At 50.9% G+C, this 20,347-nt stretch carries 18 protein-coding genes; 6 read left to right on the forward strand and 12 right to left on the reverse strand.

Annotation, left to right across the window (positions count from 1 at the left end):
* Window positions 1-113: 113 nt before the first annotated feature.
* Together SACSAC_RS17325 and SACSAC_RS27265 are read right to left on the reverse strand one after the other, a co-directional pair.
* Complete coding sequence (locus SACSAC_RS17325; protein ID WP_037288691.1) at window positions 114-1,148, reverse strand: NADH:flavin oxidoreductase/NADH oxidase; 1,035 nt, start codon at window positions 1,146-1,148, stop codon at window positions 114-116.
* Window positions 1,149-1,364: 216 nt separating this feature from the next.
* Complete coding sequence (locus SACSAC_RS27265; protein ID WP_051507211.1) at window positions 1,365-2,129, reverse strand: MarR family winged helix-turn-helix transcriptional regulator; 765 nt, start codon at window positions 2,127-2,129, stop codon at window positions 1,365-1,367.
* A gap of 241 nt (window positions 2,130-2,370) precedes the next feature.
* On the opposite strand from SACSAC_RS27265, the gene SACSAC_RS17335 reads away from it, so the two are divergent.
* Window positions 2,371-2,697, forward strand: coding sequence for a helix-turn-helix domain-containing protein (locus SACSAC_RS17335; protein WP_037288693.1), 327 nt, complete (start codon window positions 2,371-2,373; stop codon window positions 2,695-2,697).
* Window positions 2,637-3,521, forward strand: coding sequence for an IS3 family transposase (locus SACSAC_RS17340; RefSeq protein ID WP_169833786.1), 885 nt, complete (start codon window positions 2,637-2,639; stop codon window positions 3,519-3,521). The genes SACSAC_RS17335 and SACSAC_RS17340 overlap by 61 nt, the downstream gene beginning before the upstream one ends.
* Before the next feature lie 198 nt (window positions 3,522-3,719).
* On the opposite strand, the gene SACSAC_RS17345 is transcribed toward SACSAC_RS17340, so the two are convergent.
* Both SACSAC_RS17345 and SACSAC_RS17350 read right to left on the reverse strand, forming a co-directional pair.
* A complete protein-coding gene (locus SACSAC_RS17345) occupies window positions 3,720-4,442 on the reverse strand; it encodes an amino acid ABC transporter ATP-binding protein (RefSeq protein ID WP_037288696.1) in 723 nt (240 codons plus the stop codon).
* Window positions 4,429-5,904 (reverse strand): ABC transporter substrate-binding protein/permease, encoded by a 1,476-nt coding sequence (locus tag SACSAC_RS17350; RefSeq protein ID WP_037288699.1) that lies wholly within the window; start codon window positions 5,902-5,904, stop codon window positions 4,429-4,431. The genes SACSAC_RS17345 and SACSAC_RS17350 overlap by 14 nt, the downstream gene beginning before the upstream one ends.
* A gap of 207 nt (window positions 5,905-6,111) precedes the next feature.
* Here SACSAC_RS17350 and SACSAC_RS17355 point away from each other — a divergent pair, with 207 nt between their 5' ends.
* The 3 genes from SACSAC_RS17355 to SACSAC_RS28690 all read left to right on the forward strand — a co-directional run bounded on the left by SACSAC_RS17355 (window position 6,112) and on the right by SACSAC_RS28690 (window position 9,556).
* Window positions 6,112-7,311, forward strand: coding sequence for a M20 family metallopeptidase (locus SACSAC_RS17355; protein WP_037288702.1), 1,200 nt, complete (start codon window positions 6,112-6,114; stop codon window positions 7,309-7,311).
* 219 nt (window positions 7,312-7,530) lie between these two features.
* Window positions 7,531-9,288 (forward strand): alpha-glycosidase, encoded by a 1,758-nt coding sequence (locus SACSAC_RS17360; RefSeq protein WP_037288705.1) that lies wholly within the window; start codon window positions 7,531-7,533, stop codon window positions 9,286-9,288.
* Window positions 9,289-9,421: 133 nt separating this feature from the next.
* Window positions 9,422-9,556: a hypothetical protein gene (locus SACSAC_RS28690; RefSeq protein ID WP_281175782.1), complete on the forward strand. Its 135-nt coding sequence runs from the start codon at window positions 9,422-9,424 to the stop codon at window positions 9,554-9,556.
* A 273-nt stretch (window positions 9,557-9,829) separates the two neighbouring features.
* On the opposite strand, the gene SACSAC_RS17365 is transcribed toward SACSAC_RS28690, so the two are convergent.
* From SACSAC_RS17365 to glgB, 3 genes are all read right to left on the reverse strand, one after another.
* Entirely contained in the window at window positions 9,830-10,201 is a 372-nt protein-coding gene (locus SACSAC_RS17365) for an iron chaperone (RefSeq protein WP_037288708.1), read from the reverse strand.
* A 258-nt stretch (window positions 10,202-10,459) separates the two neighbouring features.
* Window positions 10,460-11,890 (reverse strand): glycogen synthase GlgA, encoded by a 1,431-nt coding sequence (gene glgA, locus SACSAC_RS17370; protein WP_037288711.1) that lies wholly within the window; start codon window positions 11,888-11,890, stop codon window positions 10,460-10,462.
* Entirely contained in the window at window positions 11,887-13,926 is a 2,040-nt protein-coding gene (glgB, locus tag SACSAC_RS17375) for a 1,4-alpha-glucan branching protein GlgB (RefSeq protein ID WP_051507212.1), read from the reverse strand. Before glgB ends, glgA begins: the two co-directional genes overlap by 4 nt.
* 218 nt (window positions 13,927-14,144) lie before the next feature.
* Here glgB and SACSAC_RS17380 point away from each other — a divergent pair, with 218 nt between their 5' ends.
* The gene (locus SACSAC_RS17380) at window positions 14,145-15,359 is read left to right on the forward strand and encodes a glucose-1-phosphate adenylyltransferase (RefSeq protein ID WP_037288714.1); all 1,215 of its coding nucleotides are present in this window, start codon (window positions 14,145-14,147) and stop codon (window positions 15,357-15,359) included.
* A 50-nt stretch (window positions 15,360-15,409) separates the two neighbouring features.
* Here SACSAC_RS17380 and SACSAC_RS17385 read toward each other — a convergent pair whose 3' ends face one another.
* Genes SACSAC_RS17385 through SACSAC_RS17405 form a run of 5 tightly spaced genes read right to left on the reverse strand, consistent with a single transcriptional unit; the run spans window position 15,410 to window position 20,287 of the window.
* Window positions 15,410-15,958: a GNAT family N-acetyltransferase gene (locus SACSAC_RS17385; RefSeq protein ID WP_084778159.1), complete on the reverse strand. Its 549-nt coding sequence runs from the start codon at window positions 15,956-15,958 to the stop codon at window positions 15,410-15,412.
* A 19-nt stretch (window positions 15,959-15,977) separates the two neighbouring features.
* Complete coding sequence (locus tag SACSAC_RS17390) at window positions 15,978-17,450, reverse strand: sensor histidine kinase (protein ID WP_037288716.1); 1,473 nt, start codon at window positions 17,448-17,450, stop codon at window positions 15,978-15,980.
* Window positions 17,447-18,145, reverse strand: a complete 699-nt coding sequence (locus SACSAC_RS17395) for a response regulator transcription factor (RefSeq protein ID WP_037288719.1) — start codon at window positions 18,143-18,145, stop codon at window positions 17,447-17,449. The genes SACSAC_RS17390 and SACSAC_RS17395 overlap by 4 nt, the downstream gene beginning before the upstream one ends.
* Window positions 18,146-18,204: 59 nt before the next feature.
* Complete coding sequence (locus SACSAC_RS17400) at window positions 18,205-19,509, reverse strand: FG-GAP repeat domain-containing protein (RefSeq protein WP_037288722.1); 1,305 nt, start codon at window positions 19,507-19,509, stop codon at window positions 18,205-18,207.
* A 52-nt stretch (window positions 19,510-19,561) separates the two neighbouring features.
* Window positions 19,562-20,287 carry a phosphonate ABC transporter ATP-binding protein gene (locus SACSAC_RS17405; RefSeq protein WP_037288724.1) on the reverse strand — a complete coding sequence of 242 codons (726 nt, stop codon included), beginning with the start codon at window positions 20,285-20,287 and terminating at the stop codon, window positions 19,562-19,564.
* Between the last annotated feature and the right edge of the window lie 60 nt (window positions 20,288-20,347).

Here is a 20,347-nt window from a genome sequence, read left to right on the forward strand (position 1 = left end):
CGTCTTCTCGCTTCCAGCTACGTCAGGCTTTCACGAAAAGCTAGAAGACAATTTATCTCTATCCGCTAATTTCTGCTTTATTAATTTAGTTATTTTAATTGCTTTAATCACTTCTACTTCAATGCCCGATAGCCGCGGCGGTAGGGTTCGGGGACATCGAGATTGCCTTGCAGTTCGCGCGAAGCGTGCACGGCCCAGTAGGGATCGCGGAGCATGCCGCGGCCGACGGCAACGAGTTCGGCGCGGCCTTCGGTGACAACGCGCTGCGCGTCTTCGAAATCGTCGAGCAGACCTACGGCGATGACGGGGACGTCGAGTGCTTTGCGAATTTGTTCGGCCAAACCAACCTGATAACCGGGACCTGCGCCCGGGCCGCCTGCGGAACCGATTGCGCCTTCGCCGCCGGACGTGATATGGAAAATGTCAGCACCGGCATCCCGGTAACGGCGGCTGATTTCGATCGCGTATTCGACATCGTAACCGCCGTCCACATACTCGGCGGCGGAGATTCGCATCAGCACCGGCATATCGGCAGGCACTTCGGCGCGAACTGCCCGGGTAACTTCTTCGCCGAACAAGGCTAGATCTTGTCCGTATTGATCGTCACGTCGGTTGGTCAGCGGCGAATGGAACTGATGGATCAGATAACCGTGCGCTCCATGAATCTCGACCGTATCGAAACCTGCTTGAACCGCTCTGCGTGCCGCGTCCGCATACAGGCTGACCATATTCTGAGCTTCTTCGGTTGTCAGCGCTCTAGGGGTCCGATAGGTCTCGTCAAAAGCAATCGCCGAAGGTGCGACTGGAGGCGTGGCATCTTGTGCTTTTCGACCTGCATGTCCAAGTTGAATTGCGGCTTTGGCTCCGTAACGGTGAATGCCGTCGACGATCTTTTTCCAAGCCGGAATCATCTCGTCGCTCCAAATGCCTGTATCCCTGTTCGTGATTCGTCCGTCAGGATCGATGCCGGACATTTCGGCAATGATAAACCCGGTTCCGCCCACTGCTCGGCTTATATAATGAACCTCATGCCATTCGTTCGGAATCCCGTCCTCGGCATCTACCGAATACTGGCACATCGGCGGCATCACGATTCGGTTCGGGAGCTTCAATCCTTGATATTCAAAAGAAGAAAACAAATCAGCCATTTCTTATACCCCTTCCGTTTTTCAACATTCTATCTTTTCGTAACCCTAAACGCTTTTTATTATACACGCTCCTCCGACTTTGCCAATGTGAGAAGTGAATATCCGTTCTTATATGAAAAACCCGCTTGAGCAAGCACTCAGGCGGGTTGGAAATGATAGCGTGGATGAAATCAACAAACGTTCAATCGCTTAGCCGGCTATTACTCGTTCTTGCTGTTATTCACGCTCTTGTTCGGCGTTACGGTCCGGACCCGAATACGGCGAGTCCGGGAATCCGAATCCTCGGAAATGCCCCAGTCCGTGACCATGACCATGTCGACCGCCCTTCATCCCGCCAAAGCGGAAACGTCCGCCTCCGGGACCGAATCCTCCGCGCCCTCCCGGACCAAACGGCGGGCGCGGCCCTCCTTCGCGTCCCCAGAACTCTCTCGGATCGCGTCCGGCAAAACCATCGCCTTCCATCTGCTTCTCAAGCTCCGCAATCAACCGCTTCAAATATCCGCCGAACTGCTCGCGCTCTTCCTCCGTAAAGCTTTCGAATAGTTTCCCGTCATCCTGCTGATTCTGATCCGCTTGTTCAGCCGCTTCGGCTCCCGCTTCCGTCAACTTCACGTTCATCACGCGGCGATCCGTCTCCGAAGGCGTACGCTCGATATATCCGTTGCGCTCAAGCTTCACCAACAGCTCGCCGAGCGACTGATTACGCATATTCAAAAGGAACGTCAACTCCTTCTGCGTAATCTCCGGCTTCAGCTTCAGCAATGCCAATACCCGTCCTTGTCCGCGATGCGGATTTCCCCCATGCTCCCGATCCCGGCGAATATGGTGGTGATATCTATGCATAAGCGCTGTAGCATGGAAAAACGTTCTCATTAATCCATCATTAAATCCCTGCTCTTCTTCAGGCATTCCTTGCTCTTGATCTCGACGAGGTTCATTATCCATCTCTTCATGCCCTTGATTCCCTTGATGTTCACTCATGAATGAGCCCTCCTTTTTATGAAGGCACCTTAAATTCAGGTACCTTACTTTTATAATATAAAGGTACCTGAATACTTTTGCAACTCTTTTTTATGTCCGAGTTATTTTTGCTTATCCCAAAGTCATTTACGTTTCTATCGATCCATACAAAAAGCCCCGGACCCATATAGAGTGCACCCCTTAAAATGGACATTAGAAAACCCCTTGGGTAAACTAATGAGCATTTGGGGGTGCATTTTTTATGGCAAAAAAAGGACAAACCTTTAAGTCGTATCCGGTCGAACTGAAAAGAGAAGCGATTCGGTTACACATCGAAGAGAAATGGACGTATCGAAAGATTACCGCACATTTCCAAATTCAAGATGCAGATCGAGTCAGAAAGTGGGTCAGGAAATATCGAGAGCAAGGCGAGTTTGGCCTGCTGGATCAGCGAGGACGAAAAGAAGAATATCAAGATACAGACCGACAAATTGAGCGATTGAAGCGGGAGAATACGCTGCTAAAAAAGTGCTTAGCCATCTGGAAGGAGGAAAAACTCAAGCCAAGTATGCGCTTATTCGACAAGTAAACGAGAACCAAACGATTCGGTGGCTATGCCAGATCTTTGGTGTTTCTCGAAGTGGATATTACGCTTGGTTAAAGCGACAAGAGGCTACACCTGAAGCCGCAGACGCCAAGCTTGTTCATGCCATCTATTGGAAATACAACGGCATTTACGGGTACCGCCAGCTTCAACTCTTTCTGTGGCAGGATTGTGGAATCTGGATGAATCACAAGAAAGTACTCCGACTCATGCAGAAGCTCCGGATTCAAGCCAGAGTCCGCAAAAAGCGCAGGTACAGATATACCGCAGACGCAGCCGGACTCGTCGCAGAAAATGTACTCAACCAACATTTCAAAGCCGACAAACCGAACGAAAAGTGGGTAACGGACATCACGCAGTACCGAGTTGGCGAGCGTTGGCTCTATCTCTCCGCAGTCAAGGATCTGTTTAATAACGAAATTGTCGCCTACCAGATCGGAGAACACCCGGACAAAGAACTCGTGAAGCAGACGTTCAAGAAAGCGTTCCGCAAACGAAAAGACGTGACGGGTGTGGTCATTCACAGTGACCGTGGAGCCCCGTACACGTCTCATCTTTACCACGACATGCTGCCCAAGGTTGGCGCCCAAATCAGCATGTCTCGCGGGGGCAATTGTTATGACAATGCCTCCATAGAGAGCTTCTTCTCGCATTTAAAAACGGAAGGACTCTATCCGTATTCTATCCGAAGTTTGGACGAGGCGCAAAGACGGATCGAGCAATACATTCGCTTTTACAACACCAAACGACCACAGAGAAAACTAAACAAACTGACGCCGGTAGAGTACCGACGTCAGTTCATTTCTTAGGGTGTTTTTAACTGTCCATAAAATAGGGGCTTGACTAATAAGTCCGAGGCGCTTTTGTATATTCTTTTGATCTAATCTTTTGATCTAAGGGTCATTCCCTACTCTACACCCTCGGGGAGCGTGATCGCGTGTGGAGCGCTTTTGGCTTTCCGCAAGGAAAACAACCAAGCGACACACGCGATCACGCTCCCCCTCTCCTCACAATACTTTACTCAAAAAATCCTGCGTACGCACATTCTTCGGCGCGCCGAACACTTCTTCCGGCGTGCCTTCTTCAACGATAACCCCACCGTCCATAAAGACGATCCGGTCGCCGACTTCGCGAGCGAAGCCCATTTCGTGCGTGACGATGACCATCGTCATGCCGTCTTCCGCCAGTTTTTTCATCACGTCCAGCACCTCGCCGACCATCTCGGGGTCAAGCGCCGAGGTCGGCTCGTCGAACAGCATCACATGCGGCTGCATTGCGAGCGCGCGCACGATGGCGATACGCTGTTTCTGACCGCCGGACAGTTGCGCCGGATACGCGTTCTTTTTATCAGCCAGACCTACGGATTGCAGTAACGCTTCGGCGCGTTTATCCGCTTCGACTTTCGATAAACCCTGAAGCTTGATCGGAGCCAGCGTAATATTATCCAACACGCTTTTATGCGGGAACAAATTGAACTGCTGGAACACCATGCCCATTTTCTCGCGCGTTTTATCGATGTTATGCTTTTTATCCGTGATCGGTTGACCTTCGAACAAAATCTCTCCGCCCGTTACGTCTTCCAACCGATTCAAGCAGCGAAGGAACGTGCTTTTGCCCGAGCCGCTGGGTCCGATGACCACGACGACTTCGCCTTTTTTGATTTCGGTATCGATTCCGCGCAGGACGTTGTTTTTCCCGAACGATTTTTGCAGATTCTTAACGGCTATCACCGGCACTCAACCTCCGTTCTAATACATTTAACAGCTTGGACAGAATCAGCGTCATGACCAGATAGATGCCTGCGGCAATAACGAGTGGGTACAGACCGGAATAGGTTAGCGTACGCACGGCATTGGCTTGGAACATCAGATCGGCAACACCGATAAACGAGACGATCGAAGATTCTTTGATGATAACCACGAATTCGTTACCGATCGCCGGCAGAACGCCTTTGATCGCTTGCGGAATAATAATCGTGCGCATCGCCATACCGCGAGGCATGCCGAGCGAGCGCGCGGCTTCCATTTGTCCTTTATCGACGTTCTGGATACCCGCGCGGAAAATTTCCGCCAAGTAAGCCGAACTGTTCAGCGACAGCGTGATAATCCCCGATTGCAAGACCGAGAATTTGATATCGAACGCGCTCGCGAGACCGAAGTGAATAATCAGGAGCTGTACGAGCATCGGCGTGCCGCGAAGCACTTCGATGTACGTTACGGCGATCCATTTCAGAATTTTGACGCCCGACAGCCTAAGCAATGCAATCAACAGACCGATCAGGAAACCGAACAACACGCCCAGAGCGGACAGCAGCAGCGTGTACTTCACGCCGTCCGCATAAAACCCGCGATATTTCCAGAAGAACGAGAAAATATTGCTTGGAGCCGTCTCGCCGGAATTCAGTTCGTTGGCTTGTTGAATAAATCCGTCTACCGCATTGGTTGCGCGCAGACGCTCAAGCGTAACGTTGATTTCATTGACAAGCTCGGTGTTGCCTTTTTGAACCGCGATCGCCATCGGCGTATCGCTGTCTTCCGGTACGGCTTCGGCGATCGCGATGCCCGGACGGTTCTTGACCTGCGCTTCCGCAACCGGTCCTTCGAACACGGCGGCATTGACGCGATCCGAGCTCAGCAGGCTGACCACGTCGGAAATGGTCTTCACCGCTGTAACTTGTGCATCCGGAATCGAGTTTGCAATTTCCTCTTGGATCGAACCCGTTTGCACCCCGATTTGCTCGCCTTGCAGCGCATCCATCGTTTTGTATTTATCGACGTCTTCCGAGCGGGTCAGAATGACCTGGCGCGACGTATAATAGAGATCGGAAAAATCAACGTTCTGGCGTCTCTCGTCGGTCGGCGTCATGCCGGAGATGATCATATCGATCCGGCCGCTTTGCAGCGCCGGAATCAAGCTATCGAACGACATTTCTCTAATAACTAACTCGGCGCCCATATCTTTGGCGATCTCTTCCGCGATCATCACGTCGGAGCCGACAACTTTGCTTTTTCCGTCTACCGTCATCAGGAATTCGTAAGGCGCAAAGTCCGGGCTCAACCCGATTGTAAGGGTTCTTTTCTCATCCGTGCTCGATGCGCTCTGTGCATTTGCTTGTCCGTGACCCGGATACAGTGCCAGGGTCAGCATCAACAAAGCCATCAGCATAGGGATTATTCGTTTCAGTCTCAACATGCCCTCTCTCCACTCTCTAAGTAAAATAACAAGTCATCATTATAAAACGATACTCATATTTATACAACAATATTCACGAAATGTCGCGTACTTTTTCAACGTTCATCAAATTGTTTCATTCCTTACAAAGCCGCGTCATCATTGAAAACGTTTCGCTTGCATGATAAGCTTTGACTTCAAGTCCATCGACACAAGGAGCGTTTACTCATGAATAATAAGCAAGCCGTTTTTGATACCATCGATACCTCTTCCGCCGAGCTCAAAGAGATCGCCGTTTATATTGCGCAGAACCCGGAGCTGGGCAACGAAGAATTCAAAGCGTCCACCAGGCTCAAACAGTCCCTCGCGGAACACGGCTTTGAGGTCGAAGCTCCGGTGCTCGATATCGAGACTGCGTTTATCGGTACGTTCCGCTCGGAGAAACCGGGGCCGACCGTCGCGCTTTTATGCGAATATGATGCATTGCCGGAGATCGGTCATGCGTGCGGACATCATCTGATCTGCACGATGAGCCTCGGCGCAGCGATCGGGTTGAAAAATGCCATTGCCGAGCTAGGAGGCATGCTTCGGGTATACGGAACGCCTGCTGAAGAAACTCGCGGAGCCAAGGTGACGATGGCCGATGCCGGATTGTTTGACGACTGCGACTTTGCCCTGATGGCGCATCCGTATTATTCGTTCCAAAAGTCGGGCAGCGCACTGGCGATGGACGCGATTCAGTACGAGTTTTACGGAAAGTCCTCGCATGCGGCCGCCAGTCCCGAAGCGGGCGTGAATGCGCTGGACGCGGTGCTGCTTCTTTTTAACGCGATCAACGCGCTTAGGCAGCAGACCCGTTCGGACGCGCGCATTCACGGAATCATCAATCATGGCGGCGTGGCAGCGAATATTATTCCGGACTATGCTTCCGCTCAATTCTATATTCGTTCAGCGGATCGCCCTTACACCGATAAGTTGGTGGAAAAGATTCGTCGGATCGCGGAAGGCGCAGCGCTCCAGACCGGATGCGAGCTGAAAGTATCGAACTATGAATACTCCTACGACGAGCTGATTACGAACGAGACGCTGTCGGAGACGTTCACGCGCAATCTGATCGAATCGGGTGTCGACGCAAACGTGATCGAAGCTCCGGTAAACGGCGGTTCGGCGGATGTCGGCAACGTATCCACCCGCTGCCCGGCTATTCATCCTTACGTGCAGGTGGTATACGAGCGCCATGAGTTGCATAGTATCGGGTTCCGCGATCTGGCTCAGAAAGACGAAGCTTACGAGGCGATGGTATTCGGGGCTAAAATACTGGCAGGAACGGCTTATGATGTTCTGACCGTTCCGGGATTGCTGGAGAAAGTTCGGGAAGAGTTTATGCAGAATGCTTATCGGGAGAAAGGTTCCGTAACAAAAGTTTAAGCTTGGATCGAATGGAATGATAGGGACTTGGCAAGGTGGCCTGTTTTCGATTGTATCGGAAGCAGGCTTTTTCGTCTTGTAGGATTCTTTTCTTTCCGGGTGTTGGTTTCGATGTAAAGTTTTTCCGGGTAATAACGTCCATCTTTGCGTCGCTGGGTAACTGGATTTATAGGATATGGACTCGTTTAGCAAGATTTTCGTCATTAGGGAGGCGACGTTATGTTTCGGGAAGCAATGTACCACGTACCGCGTGACAAATGGGCTTATTCGTATGATCTCCAGACGATCCACCTGCGTTTTCGCACCAAGAAAAATGATGTTGATCACGTTACCGCGTTAACCGGAGACAAGTATGACTGGAACCGTACATATTTTGAGGTAGAATTGGAAAAGGCGGCGACTGATGAGTATTTCGACTATTGGGAAGGTCCCGTACAGCCCAAGTTCAAGCGTGTCGCCTATATTTTCAGATTGAATTCAGGCAACGAAACGCTGTTCAAAGCCGACAACGAATTCCATGACGGTTTCCCTTCTCCGACCGGAGGATTTTACGAATTCCCTTACATCCATGCTGTTGACCTGTTCGCGGCACCCGATTGGGCGAAGAAAGCGATTTTTTACCAGATCATGCCCGACCGCTTTGCCAAAGGCGATCCTTCGATCGATCCGCCCGGGACGCTTCCTTGGGGGGCGCAGCCTACATTAACCGACTACTTTGGCGGAGATTTGCAAGGCGTGCTGAATCATGTTGATTATCTGGTAGAGCTGGGCGTTAACGCGATTTATTTCACTCCGATCTTCACCGCAATGACCTACCATAAATACGATACCGTTGATTATAAAACGATCGATCCGCATTTGGGCGACAGCACGCTGCTTAAACAGCTTGTTGAAACTTGTCACGGCAAGGGGATTCGGGTCATTCTCGATGCGGTGTTCAATCATTGCAGCGATCAATTCCCGCCTTTCCGCGACGTGGTGCTCAAAGGTTCGTATTCGCCCTACGCGGATTGGTTTCATGTGAACCAGTTCCCGCTTGAGGTCAAAGATGGAATTCCGACTTACGACACCTTTGGATTCTACGGCAATATGCCCAAGTTCAATACCGGCAATGAAGAGGTTCGAAAATACTTGCTCGGCGTCGCGAAGTATTGGATCAAGGAGATTGGGGTTGACGGCTGGCGCTTGGACGTAGCCGACGAGGTCGATCATCATTTTTGGCGGGAGTTTCGGGACGTAGTCAAGACGGCGAAGCCCGATGCTTATCTGGTCGGCGAAGTATGGAGCGATTCGCTCTCGTGGCTGATGGGCGACCAATTCGATTCGGTAATGAACTATCCGTTCTCCGACAAAGTATTGGCTTTCTTCGGCGGAGGCATGGACGGCTACCAGTTTTCGAGCCATATGAGCAGCCTGTTGATGCGTTATCCGCAGCAAACGAACGAAGTAGTCTTCAATATGCTGTGCAGCCATGACACGCCGCGCTTACTGACCCGATTGGGCGGCGATAAGCGGAAATTGAAGTTGGCGATCGTCTTCCTATTCACGTATATGGGCACGCCCTGTATTTTCTACGGCGACGAGATCGGACTGCAAGGCGGCGCGGACCCGGATTGTCGAAAATGCATGGAATGGGATCCGAACAAGCAAGACCGAGAACTGCATGGCTTCTATCGGTTAATGATTATGCTGCGAAAAAGAAATCCTGCGCTGCGCGGCGGACGTTTTCGCTTCCTGATGGCAGAGTCGGGCAATCCCTGCATCGTGTATGAACGGATCGACGATCATATTCATTTTACGATCTGGATGAACAATACCGGTCAGCCCAATATCCTGTCTCACCCGATGGAAACAGACGACTGGCGCGACGCGCTGACCAGCGAAAGCATTCCTACAACGGACGGGCGGCTTGCTATTCCGCTTGATGCTTACGGTTACCGCATTCTATACCGGAATTTGTCACCTGCCGACGCTTAATGCGTCGGCTTTTTGCTTGGTGCAAAAAGAGTTTTAAGCAAATGGAAAAGAAAGCGTTTTAATCTCTGTATTTTGGTTATTTTTTCTTAGGTACGATGTGATGATTACAGCGACTCAGAAGGAGGCAGCCGACATGTTTTTCGTCGTTTCGATGGCAGCTATTGTGGTGTCGGTGTTAGCGACGTTAAGGTGGATTGACAAAGGTTCGATCGGAACCGGAGTGAAGACCGCATTGTTCATGGTTTGTTATTATTTTAGCCCTTTTTAGGGGCTGGAAGGCGTGGGATGGGCGGGGGCGCTGCGGGGTGGGAGGGAGCTGCGATCGCTGTTGAAATCCGATTTCTTGATTGGGAACCCTGGTCAGGGTGGAAATCGGATTTCAAAGGCGAGCACTTCGTTTCTACGCTTCCCTCCCACCCCTCCGCTCAAGCCCATCCGCCCCCGGACTAAAAGCATTCGGGGGTAGAGATTAAAAAAGAACTTCGCTTTGACGAGAGCGAAGTTGCTTCCTACCAAATCGGATTTGACTTAGAGACACTGCTTATTTTCTCCAAAAAGTCGTACAGTCCGCTTTATCTTCGATATTGAACTCGATGATTTCTTTCAACAAGTCGTAATCCACCTGACTTTTCCAAGGAATGCGAAACAACTGGTTCGTATGGGTATAACCCGACGCTGCAATCTTGTCCGCAAAACGATCCAAAGCCGCCTTTTCCGGAGCGACCGACATATGTGCTTTAGCCGTACTGAAAGCAATAATAAACGTCTCATGATCCGTAAACATCGGTTGATTCCAGGCTATCTTGGCCCCTAAATCCGGGAACGTCTCATGAACCCAGGCAAAAATGTTCTCCAACCGTTCCCTTTGAAGCGGATCATCCACCTTATCCAGGTACTCGGCAAATACGTCCATTGAATAACCTCCTTGTTCATGTAGAGATACATCTGAAAATAATCAGGTATGTAACCGTTCATTTCATTGCTATGCACTTATACGTTATAATTCTGCCTGACAACAATCTTTTTAACAAGCCTTTAATCAAAAAAAGACTGAAGCAAAAATCCGGCTTCAGCCTTGCGTACTTAATCATTGCCCTAATAATCCAAAGTAGAAATGTCCTATTCCTTACCGTAGCTCCTTCAAGCTTCCCACCCGAATAGGCATTCTTTGCTACTTACTCAACACCTCATAAATCTCAAGATATTCTTTCGCCGAAGCCAACCAGCTGAAATCTTCGCTCATGCCGTTCTGCACGATCTTTTTCCAAGCTGCATCATCCTGATAAAAGGCCAAAGCACGACGAATGGTATGCAGCATATCATGCGCATTATACGAAGCAAAGGTAAAGCCGTTGCCTTCGCCGGTGTACTCGTTGTAAGCATGGACCGTATCGTTCAAACCGCCCGTCTCGCGAACCACCGGAACGCTGCCGTAACGCATCGCGAGCAGTTGGCTAATCCCGCAAGGCTCGAACATCGACGGCATCAGGAACAGATCGCTTGCCGCGTAAATGTTGCGCGATAGCGGCTCGCTGAACCGAATTTGCGTCGACAGTTGTTGAGGATGGCGGTAAGCAGCCTGACGGAACCATTCCTCGTATCCAGGCTCGCCGGTACCCAAAATAACGACCTGGACATCGTTGCCGTACAAGAGTTCGTCCAATACGCGAACGACCAGGTCCAGTCCTTTTGGCTCAACAAGGCGGGATACGATCCCGATCATCGGCGTTTTTACATTCACGGGCAACCCTAATTCATTTTGCAAAGCTGTTTTATTTTCCCGTTTCTTCGCAATGCTGCTCTTATAACGAGAGTACAACGCCTTATCCGTATTCGGATTATAACTGCGGATATCGATGCCGTTCACGATTCCCGTCAGCTTATCGCCGATCGAAGACAGCAGAGGATCCAGCCCGTAGCCGTAATGAGCGGTGCGAATCTCGTTGGCGTAAGTCGGGCTTACCGTCGTCACTTTTCCGGAATAGACAATGCCTGCTTTCATGAAGTTGACGTTGCCGTAGTATTCCGCTCCGCTCTCCGTAAAGTGGCGGTTATCCAACCCCAACAGCTCGCCGAATACCGCATACGGGAATACCCCTTGATAGAGCAAATTATGAATCGTATACACGGTTTGAATATTATCGTAGAAAGGATCATGCGCATAACGGTCCTGAAGCAGCAGCGGAATCATTCCCGTGTGCCAGTCATGGCAGTGAATAACGTCCGGCTTGAATCCGATCTCCGGCAAAATGTCGAGAACGGCTTTGTTGAAGAAAGCAAAGCGTTCGCCGTCGTCCCCGTACCCGTATACGCCATCGCGTCCGAAGTAAAATTCGTTATCGATGAAATAAACCGGAATTCCCCCGTCGTCATATTCTTCGATTCCGCAATACTGGCTGCGCCAACCCATTTGTACATAAGTGACGCCTTTATGAATCATTTTTTCTTTGTAGGCTTCGGGAATCGCGTTATATTTGGGAAGAACGACACGAATATCCGCTCCCGCCTCCTTCAATGCTCTTGGCAAGGCCCCGATTACATCTGCCAAGCCACCTGTTTTGATAAAAGGAGCCGCCTCGGCGGCTGCAAATAGCAATTTCATTTCGCTTTCCCCTTTCTTGCTGCTGATTTAGCGTCTGCTTTCGGCGATTTAGCCGATTTGTCGGACGTCTTCTTTTTTACTGCCGACTTTTTTGAGGGAGTTTCAGAGATTTTCAATGTATCCTTCAGACGTCCGCTTTTTTTTAGAATCACCATGCCCAAAGCAGGCAACTTCACCGGAAGATGATAGTCGCGGTCATGCCAAGTCCCCTTCTCTGCGCGAATCGGCTTATCGTTCAATAGACCGTTTCCGCCGAAGCGAAGTTCATCCGTATTGAACACTTCCGTATAAGACCCGGACTTCTCTACGCCGATTCGGTAATCGTCATACGTGATCGGTCTGAAATTGATCAGAATATACAGCGTATCGCCCGGCTTCTTTCCTTTTCGCATAAAAGTGATTACGCTTTGTCCGGCATCGGCAGCACTGATCCAATCGTAACCTTCCCAAGCGTGGTCGATTTCCCAGAGTGCCTTTTCCGCCAGGTAAAAATGATTCAAGGCTGCCGTGTACGCATGCATCTTAGAATGGGCATCATAATTGAGCAACAGCCAATCCAACTGCTCCTCGTCCTTCCATTCGATAAACTGGCCGAACTCCCCTCCCATGAAGAGAAGTTTTTTGCCTGGGTGCGTGATCTGATAACCGAGCAGCAGACGCAGACCCGCAAACTTTTCCTCGTAAGAACCGGGCTGCTTGTCCAGCAACGATTTCTTGCCATGCACGACTTCATCATGGGATAGCGGCAGTATGAAATTCTCCGAATGGGCATAAACGAGAGGGAACGTCAGCAGATTATGCAAAGAAGGACGACGATCGAAATCCGACTCCACATATTTGAGCGTGTCGTTCATCCAGCCCATATTCCATTTGTAATTGAAGCCGAGTCCGCCCTCGTGTGCCGGAGCCGTCACCAATGGCCAAGCGCTCGATTCCTCCGCCGCCATAATCGCGTGCGGATAATAGTTAAAAATCGTACGATTGAGCTTGCGCAAAAATTCGATTGCATCGAGATTCTCCACGCCGCCGTATTTATTCGCTTGCCATTGATGGGGCTGCTTCTCGAAATCGAGGCGCAGCATGCTCGTTACCGCATCAATTCGCAGTCCGTCAAAGTGGAATATTTCCAACCAATAAAGCGCGCTGGAAATCAGGAACGACTGAACCTCCGGTTTGCCGAAGTCGAAAGAGAGCGTCCCCCATCCCGGCTTCTCGGCCAGCATCGGATCGGCATACTCGTACAATGGCGTTCCGTCGAATTGTCTGAGACCGTGCGCGTCTTTGGCAAAATGCCCGGGAACCCAATCAAGCAGCACGCCGATGTCAGCCTGATGGCACCGATCGATCAAATACATGAGATCTTTGGCTTCTCCGTAACGACTTGTCGGCGCGAAATATCCCGTGGCTTGATATCCCCATGAGAGGTCGTAAGGATATTCGGTAAGCGGCATGAATTCCAAATGGGTATATCCCATTTCTTTGATATAAGGGATCAATACGTCAGCTAATTCCCGATATGTATAAAAGGTTCCGTCTTCCTTTTGCCTCCAGGTGCCCAGTTGCATTTCGTAAATATTGATCGGCTTTGCATAAGGAGCCCGACGTTTTCTGCGCCAAGATTGATCGCCCCACTCGTAACCGTCTACAGATCCGACGCGAGATGCCGTGTCGGGTCTTACTTCCGCATATACGCCGTACGGATCGGCCCGAAGCAAACGTTCTCCCGTCTTCGACCAGATCTCATACTTATAAAGATCCCCATAACGAACCCCTTCAATAAAGGCGCTCCACACCCCGCCGGATTCAGGTAGAAGTTCAAGCCTGGCTCGGGTTCCGTCCCAATCGTTTTGATTCATGGCTACACCGACGGAAACCGCGTTCGGTGCCCATACCGTGAATCGAACTCCTTCTGCTTTATGTTCGGTGCCCAGATGTGCGCCGAACATCCGGTAGCTGTGAAAAAAGTTACCTTCATGGAATAAATAAATGTCGTCTTGCGATAATGGCTGAGATCCAGCCGCCGGTTGCTTGGCCATCCCTTCACTCTCCCTCGTCCGATACATTCTCCGCTAACTATCTTGATTGAAACAGATCAATAGTTCTATTACCCGCAGAGAGGCCCTATGAATAAGGCGATAGTAAAAAAAATAAATTCAAGAAATTGCAACTCATTTCCATTTTTCATGGTTTCAAAGCTTGCTTCTTCCGTTTAATTATACCTCATGTTGACATACATCACGGGAGGGAAATTAACATGGAAAAGAAAGATTGCATCGCTATGCTACTGGCTGGAGGAGAAGGTCGCAGATTGGCGCCGCTGACGTCTACGATCGCAAAACCTGCCGTACCTTTTGGCGGGCACTACCGTATTATCGATTTTCCTCTCAGTAACTGCCTCAATTCAGGAATCGACACTGTAGGCGTACTGACCCAGTATGCTGCCGAGTCGTTGCATGAACATATTGGAGAAGGCACACCCTGGAAGATCAATGCGCAAGACGGTGAAATCGCGCTGCTGCCGCCTGGCGAACAAGGCGAATATCGCGGAACGGCCGACGCGATCACCAAAAACATCGAATTTATCGACAAATATGATCCTGAGCATGTGTTAATTCTATCGGGCGATCATATTTACCATATGGATTACGCAAAAATGGTTGAAGCCCACAAAGCGTCCGGAGCCGATGCGACTCTTTCCGTAATGGAAGTGCCGCTGGATGAAGCGCATCGCTTCGGTATTGTGACAGCTGATGCCGATCTGCGCATTATCGACTTTACGGAAAAGCCGGCTAAACCGATGAGCAGCTTGGCCTCGATGGGCATTTATGTGTTCAAATGGTCGTATCTGCGAGCTTATCTGCTGGAAGACGCGATGAAAACGGAATCCAATCACGATTTCGGAAAAGATTTGCTGCCTCTGATGCTCGGCGATGGTTCTCAGCTTCATGCCTATGCTTTTGCAGGCTATTGGAGAGACGTAGGTACGGCAAACAGCCTATGGGAATCCCATATGGACCTGCTGGGCGACAAGAGCGAATTCCGCTTGAACAAGTCGGAATGGCCGATGTACACCAAGCGCCAGTTCAGTCAACCGGCTTTGTTCCGTCGCACGCTGGCTCTGTCGCCGATCGATTCGATGGTACATGAAGCTTGCATCGTCGAAGGTTCAGTCAAACATTCCGTGCTTTTCCGAGACGTTGAAGTAGGTAAGGGTTCAACTATCCTGGACAGTGTCGTCATGCCGGGAGCTTCGATCGGACGCAACGTCAAAGTCCAATATGCCATCATCGGCGAAAATGCCGTTATACACGACGGCGCGATCGTTACCGGATCTCCAAGCGACATTTTGATGATCGGACCCAACGAAACGGTGCATGCCAAACCCGTCGTTCGTCCGCAGCCCGTTCATAGTTTGAAGGAATCTTTCGAACCCGTCTCGCTTCGCCGAGCCGGAGGAATGTCTTCGTAATCAAAAAGCCTTTCCCGAGATTTTACATGCATTTCGGGAAAGGCTTTTTTTCATGACGTTTTTTCATACAAATTTACGTAACGTCCTCCAACGCTTCGATTCAAATCGCGTTCAGCGATAAAACGGAACCCGCTTCGCTGATAATAAGCGTTCAGGCTGGGCAGATGAGCCACACAATCGAGTCTTAAGCCCCGTTTATTCAGTCTCGCAGCTTCCTCTTCCGCATAACGAAGCATTTCTCCGCCATAATCCAGCCCTCGATATTCCGGACAAACTGTCAAACGGTGCACATAGAGATAACGTTCATCGTTCAATTCTTTCCAGTAGCCCGGATCGCTGTCTTGAAGCGTAAATAATCCTGCCGGATTCCCGTCTGACGTCAACAAAAATACGCGCCGGCTGTCAAAGTATTCAAGTACCGTTTCCATACTGAACATTTCGGGCTTCCACTGTTCCACGCCTTGGCTAACCATGACTTCAGCCGCTTCACGCAGCATCCCTGCAAGAACCGCTGCATCGTGCTGAACGGCTTCGCGAATGACGAGCACAGCTTCATGTTCGCGGAGCCGTTCATGGGGGGGCCGCTTTTCCGAAGACATCTTTTCGCCCCGCTTTCGGTTATATCGGTTTCGTGTCGGAAGGTTCCTCGTTGAACGTTTTCTCGTCCAATGATTCTTCTTCGACTTTCGGTTCTTCCTCAAGCAGAGGCAGCTTCACGCTTACGGTGGTTCCTACCCCCAGCTCGCTCGTCATATTCAGTTCGCCTTCATGCAGTTCCACAAGCTGCTGCGTGATCGCCAAACCGAGTCCCGTCCCTCCGCCTTGCGTGTTGACCTGGAAGAAACGATCCTTGACCCGCTTCAAATTCTCTTCGTCGATGCCGATCCCGCTGTCTTGAACCGCAGTTCGTACCCAGCCGTCTTCACGGACAACATGCAGCACGATAACCGAACTTTCATGCGAGAACTTGATTGCGTTGTCGACGATATTCAAGAATACCTGCTTCAAACGATTGGCATCCCCGTATACAGGGAAGCTGTCGCCGTCCGCGTCCAGGCGCAACTGTACCTTTTTCAGCTCGGCTTTGGCCCACACGTTCAATACGATCTCTTTGAGCAATTCCTTCAATTCGACATGCGCCATCGTCAGCTTCATCTCGTTCTGTTGAAGCTTCGAGAAGTCCAACAGTTCTTCGACCAGACCGATCAGGCGCTCTGTTTCCTTGGAGATAATGCCCATGCCGATTCGCGTCTCATCGGGATCGTAACCGCCTGAATCGAGCGTCTCGCTCCAGCCTTTGATCGAAGTAAGCGGCGTCCGCAGCTCATGCGAGATCGAAGAAATAAAATCATCCTTGATCTGGTTGCTTCGCACGATCTCCTCGGCCATGTAGTTCAGCGTAGAACCCATCTCGCCAAGCTCGTAGCGATAATCGCCTTCGACCCTGACATCGAACCGACCTTTGGCCATTTGCGCCGAGACCGCGATGATATTGTTGATCGGTCGCACGATCGAATTCGCCAAGCCGATACTGACTATCAAAACAATGACTAGAATCGCTGCAATAATCGCCATCGATACCAGAGTAATCTCGGTAAGGCGTTGATTAACCTTTTCGATCGAAGTCACGAAACGCGCGAGATATACCTGACCTCCGCCGGGCTGAAGAGTAGTCGTCACGGCCATGACCGGTTCTCCCGTTGTCGCTTGGCGTCCGATCCATTTCGACGTGCTTCCCGAAGCCAGCGCTTGCGGGATATCGCTGGTTTGTACCGGTTTGTCCGACGGGAAACCCGACGAACTGATCAGCACTTCGCCTTTGCCGTCGAGAATCTGCAATTCGGCTTCGGGAAGTTTGAGCAACGCCAAAATCTGACTCAGGTATTCCATCTCCCCGTAATCCCCGGCGCTGGTGGAGATCAGCGCGCTTCGTACCGTCACGTCGATATGGCTCGAAATCGAGTTGTAGATCGTGTCGTAATAGTAAGCCCGGATCGCAAACAGAAACACCACTTCCACGAGCATCAGCGCCAGGAAGATGACGATGAAATAGTGCATGACGATCTGCCTGCCGATGCCTTTCTTAATCATTGACCCTGGCCTTTCCACTTATATCCGTGCCCCCATACCGTTTGCAAATATTCCGGTTCGGAAGGGTTATCTTCGATTTTCTGGCGCAGCCTGCGAATGTTTACGTCCACGATCTTCGGGTCGCCCATGTACTCTTTGCCCCAGACGTGGTCAAGCAGCACATCCCGGCTAAGCGGCGTGTTTTCTTTTTCCAGGAAAAATTGAATCAGCGAAAACTCCGTCGGCGTCAGTTCGATCGCCTGGCCGTTTTTCTTGAACTGCTTCGAGATCAAATCGAGCTTGAACGGTCCCGAGTCGAAGGTCACTTTCGCCGCCGTCTCCCGATGCACGTTGACCCGTCTTAACAACGAGTGAATCCGAGCGATCAATTCAGTCGGGCTAAAAGGCTTGCTGACATGGTCGTCGGCGCCTACGGACAGCGCGTATACTTTGTCTTGCTCCTGCACCTTGGCAGTCAGGAAAATGATGCCCATCCGTTCATTCGTTTCCCGTATCCGGCGGCAGACCTCGAATCCGTCAATGCCCGGTACCATGACGTCGAGCAGCGCAATGTCGATCCCCGGCTCCGTTTGCAGAATATGCAGAGCCTCATTACCTTCCCCGGCCTCCAAGACCTCGAATCCGTTCCGCTTCAAGTTAATAACGATAAAGCTGCGGATTGATTCTTCGTCCTCCAAAATCAATACTTTACTCATGAGACTCCCCTTCCCTTATTTTAATCGTGCCTATTTCTGTTGGATTCGTTTTTGACTTTTCAAGTACTCGGGATTCCGGCTTTATCGGCCGCCAGTGCCCCGTCCGGATTTACCCGATACGCGATGACTTGGCTGCTCGTGCCGTACAACTTGATCCAGCCTTTGTCTTCGGATTCGTTTTGCCATTGTGCCGGCGTGAAAAATCGAACTTCCTCTACCCATTCGCGAGTATCGATGGTAACAAACTGCAAATATTTATCGACGATCGATACCGTGTTCAGCGTGACGTTTTTCAACAGGCTTTCGGGAAACGGCTGAAGGACGAATCGTCCGTTCGGATCGCGATATTGCTCCCTGACCGGAGTCAACCCTTTTTCGCCGTCCCAACGGCTGTACAAAGTGAGCATCGGGATGTCTTCCTTATTCTCGAAATAACTCCACCCGTCCGGCATGTTCAGCAAGCCGATCTCGATGATGCCGTCCCCGTCGACGTCTTCGCTTTTTACCCAACCGTCGCGGAACGCCGAATCTTCGCTGAGCACGGATTGAAGGATACCGTTTTTCATCACCACGATCTGCGTGTACGAACCGGAACCGATGATCATATCCAGCACGAGTCCGACCTGGGTTTCCGAGACTTTGCCCGCCGTGACATTGTAGTACCCCGTAACCGTCTTGTTCGGCAGCACGAGCGAAGACAATTCCTGAAAATTATTATCCTGATACTGATAGACTTTGATATCCGTTCCGACGTTCGGCTTCAAGTTGATCAACGCCAGCTCGTTTCGCCCGTCGCCGTTCAGGTCGACCAATGAAAATGCCGAGTAGGCCAGCTTGTTGCCGAGCGTCTCCAATACGGCTTGGCTGTCCGTGCGGACGTAGGAGTACACCATTAGCACATTGCTTCCGGCACTGGCCGGGTTTTCGCCCTCAACGCCGAATCCTGCCAAAATATCGATATGTCCGTCTCCGGAAACATCCATGAATTCCAGTTTGTCCAGCGTCGTCCCTTCGCCTACGATATCCAGCATTTTGACCCAGGTCCCGTCCTGATTTTGCAGAATCATGATATGAAGATTTTCGCCGCTGTTCGCGGATTTGTAAAAAACGATAGCCTCATTGACTCCGTCGCCGTCCAAATCTTCATAACGAACCGCGCTCGTATCGCTCGAATTTTGCGCCCGAACTTCCACGGCACCGGCCGGGAGCTGGCGATCGATCGTATTTCTCAACGCTTCTTTATCCGCCGGAAGGCGAGGTGGCTGGATCAGCGAGGTCGGGTCCGGCAGCGACAGCGTATCGCTGCAACCCGACAATAACAGCAGCCCCGCCGTTCCAACGATGCTTAACCACAATTTTTTCATTCCTTCGCTCACTCTCTTCCAGTTGTGCCTGTCGGACGATTGACGGAAAAAGCTACAGGCGATTTTTCTCGGCCGTAGTCAGACGACGACCCCGTATATCCAGAATCACCTTACCGTCTTCCATTCCCCATATGCGGCTCGCATGACGTTCCGCCAACTCGATCGGAAGAACGGCCACGACCGTTGTTTCCTGCGTCTCGCACAGGTTTTTCAGCATGCCCAGCACATTGTCCGCGGTATGCGGATCAAGTCCGATGACGGGTTCATCCGCCAACAACACGTTCGCTCCGTGCGCAAGCGCCCGCGCCGTCGCGATCCGCTGTCTCTCGCCGCCGCTCAGATTGCCTGCCTTGAGCTTGGCTTTATCCAGCAGTCCGAACGATTCGATCATATCCATGGCTCCCATATAGTCATCGGTGCGAACCATGCCGGTAAGCCGCCGCCAAGCCGGTGTCTGACCGACTTGGCCGATCAATACATTTTTCAAAGCGGTGCGGTTCGGATCGAGATCGGGATTTTGCTGGAGATACGCCCATTCTTTTCGAATGCGGCGTTTGCCCGACCATCCGGCTTTGAACACATCGAGATCATCCACCACGAATGTTCCGCCGTCCCAATCTTCCCTAAGCGCCAGACAACGGAGCAGCATGCTTTTCCCGCTGCCGCTCGGTCCGACGATCGCCACGAATTCGCCGCGAACCAAATCAAAGTCTATGCCTTTAAGTATAGGTGTTTTATCGCTGCTTACGGTCTTTCTCAAGCCTCTCACCTTAATCATTCGCCATCCGACTCCCCTGACTTGGTAAACTTCACTTCTCTAGTGTACCCCGAAACGTTC

It is taken from the genome of Saccharibacillus sacchari DSM 19268 (genome assembly GCF_000585395.1).
Lineage (GTDB): Bacteria > Bacillota > Bacilli > Paenibacillales > Paenibacillaceae > Saccharibacillus > Saccharibacillus sacchari.

What these genes read in the sequence shown, in the direction of transcription:
- SACSAC_RS17400 (WP_037288722.1), bottom strand. Translation starts at nt 19,509, where the DNA reads ATGAAAAAATTGTGGTTAAGCATCGTTGGAACGGCGGGGCTGCTGTTA.
- SACSAC_RS28690 (WP_281175782.1), top strand. Translation starts at nt 9,422, where the DNA reads ATGTTTTTCGTCGTTTCGATGGCAGCTATTGTGGTGTCGGTGTTAGCG.
- glgA (WP_037288711.1), bottom strand. Translation starts at nt 11,890, where the DNA reads ATGAAATTGCTATTTGCAGCCGCCGAGGCGGCTCCTTTTATCAAAACA.
- SACSAC_RS17390 (WP_037288716.1), bottom strand. Translation starts at nt 17,450, where the DNA reads ATGATTAAGAAAGGCATCGGCAGGCAGATCGTCATGCACTATTTCATC.
- SACSAC_RS17355 (WP_037288702.1), top strand. Translation starts at nt 6,112, where the DNA reads ATGAATAATAAGCAAGCCGTTTTTGATACCATCGATACCTCTTCCGCC.
- SACSAC_RS17360 (WP_037288705.1), top strand. Translation starts at nt 7,531, where the DNA reads ATGTTTCGGGAAGCAATGTACCACGTACCGCGTGACAAATGGGCTTAT.
- SACSAC_RS17325 (WP_037288691.1), bottom strand. Translation starts at nt 1,148, where the DNA reads ATGGCTGATTTGTTTTCTTCTTTTGAATATCAAGGATTGAAGCTCCCG.
- SACSAC_RS17405 (WP_037288724.1), bottom strand. Translation starts at nt 20,287, where the DNA reads ATGATTAAGGTGAGAGGCTTGAGAAAGACCGTAAGCAGCGATAAAACA.
- SACSAC_RS17380 (WP_037288714.1), top strand. Translation starts at nt 14,145, where the DNA reads ATGGAAAAGAAAGATTGCATCGCTATGCTACTGGCTGGAGGAGAAGGT.
- SACSAC_RS17365 (WP_037288708.1), bottom strand. Translation starts at nt 10,201, where the DNA reads ATGGACGTATTTGCCGAGTACCTGGATAAGGTGGATGATCCGCTTCAA.
- SACSAC_RS17385 (WP_084778159.1), bottom strand. Translation starts at nt 15,958, where the DNA reads ATGTCTTCGGAAAAGCGGCCCCCCCATGAACGGCTCCGCGAACATGAA.
- SACSAC_RS17335 (WP_037288693.1), top strand. Translation starts at nt 2,371, where the DNA reads ATGGCAAAAAAAGGACAAACCTTTAAGTCGTATCCGGTCGAACTGAAA.
- SACSAC_RS17350 (WP_037288699.1), bottom strand. Translation starts at nt 5,904, where the DNA reads ATGTTGAGACTGAAACGAATAATCCCTATGCTGATGGCTTTGTTGATG.
- glgB (WP_051507212.1), bottom strand. Translation starts at nt 13,926, where the DNA reads ATGGCCAAGCAACCGGCGGCTGGATCTCAGCCATTATCGCAAGACGAC.
- SACSAC_RS17395 (WP_037288719.1), bottom strand. Translation starts at nt 18,145, where the DNA reads ATGAGTAAAGTATTGATTTTGGAGGACGAAGAATCAATCCGCAGCTTT.
- SACSAC_RS27265 (WP_051507211.1), bottom strand. Translation starts at nt 2,129, where the DNA reads ATGAGTGAACATCAAGGGAATCAAGGGCATGAAGAGATGGATAATGAA.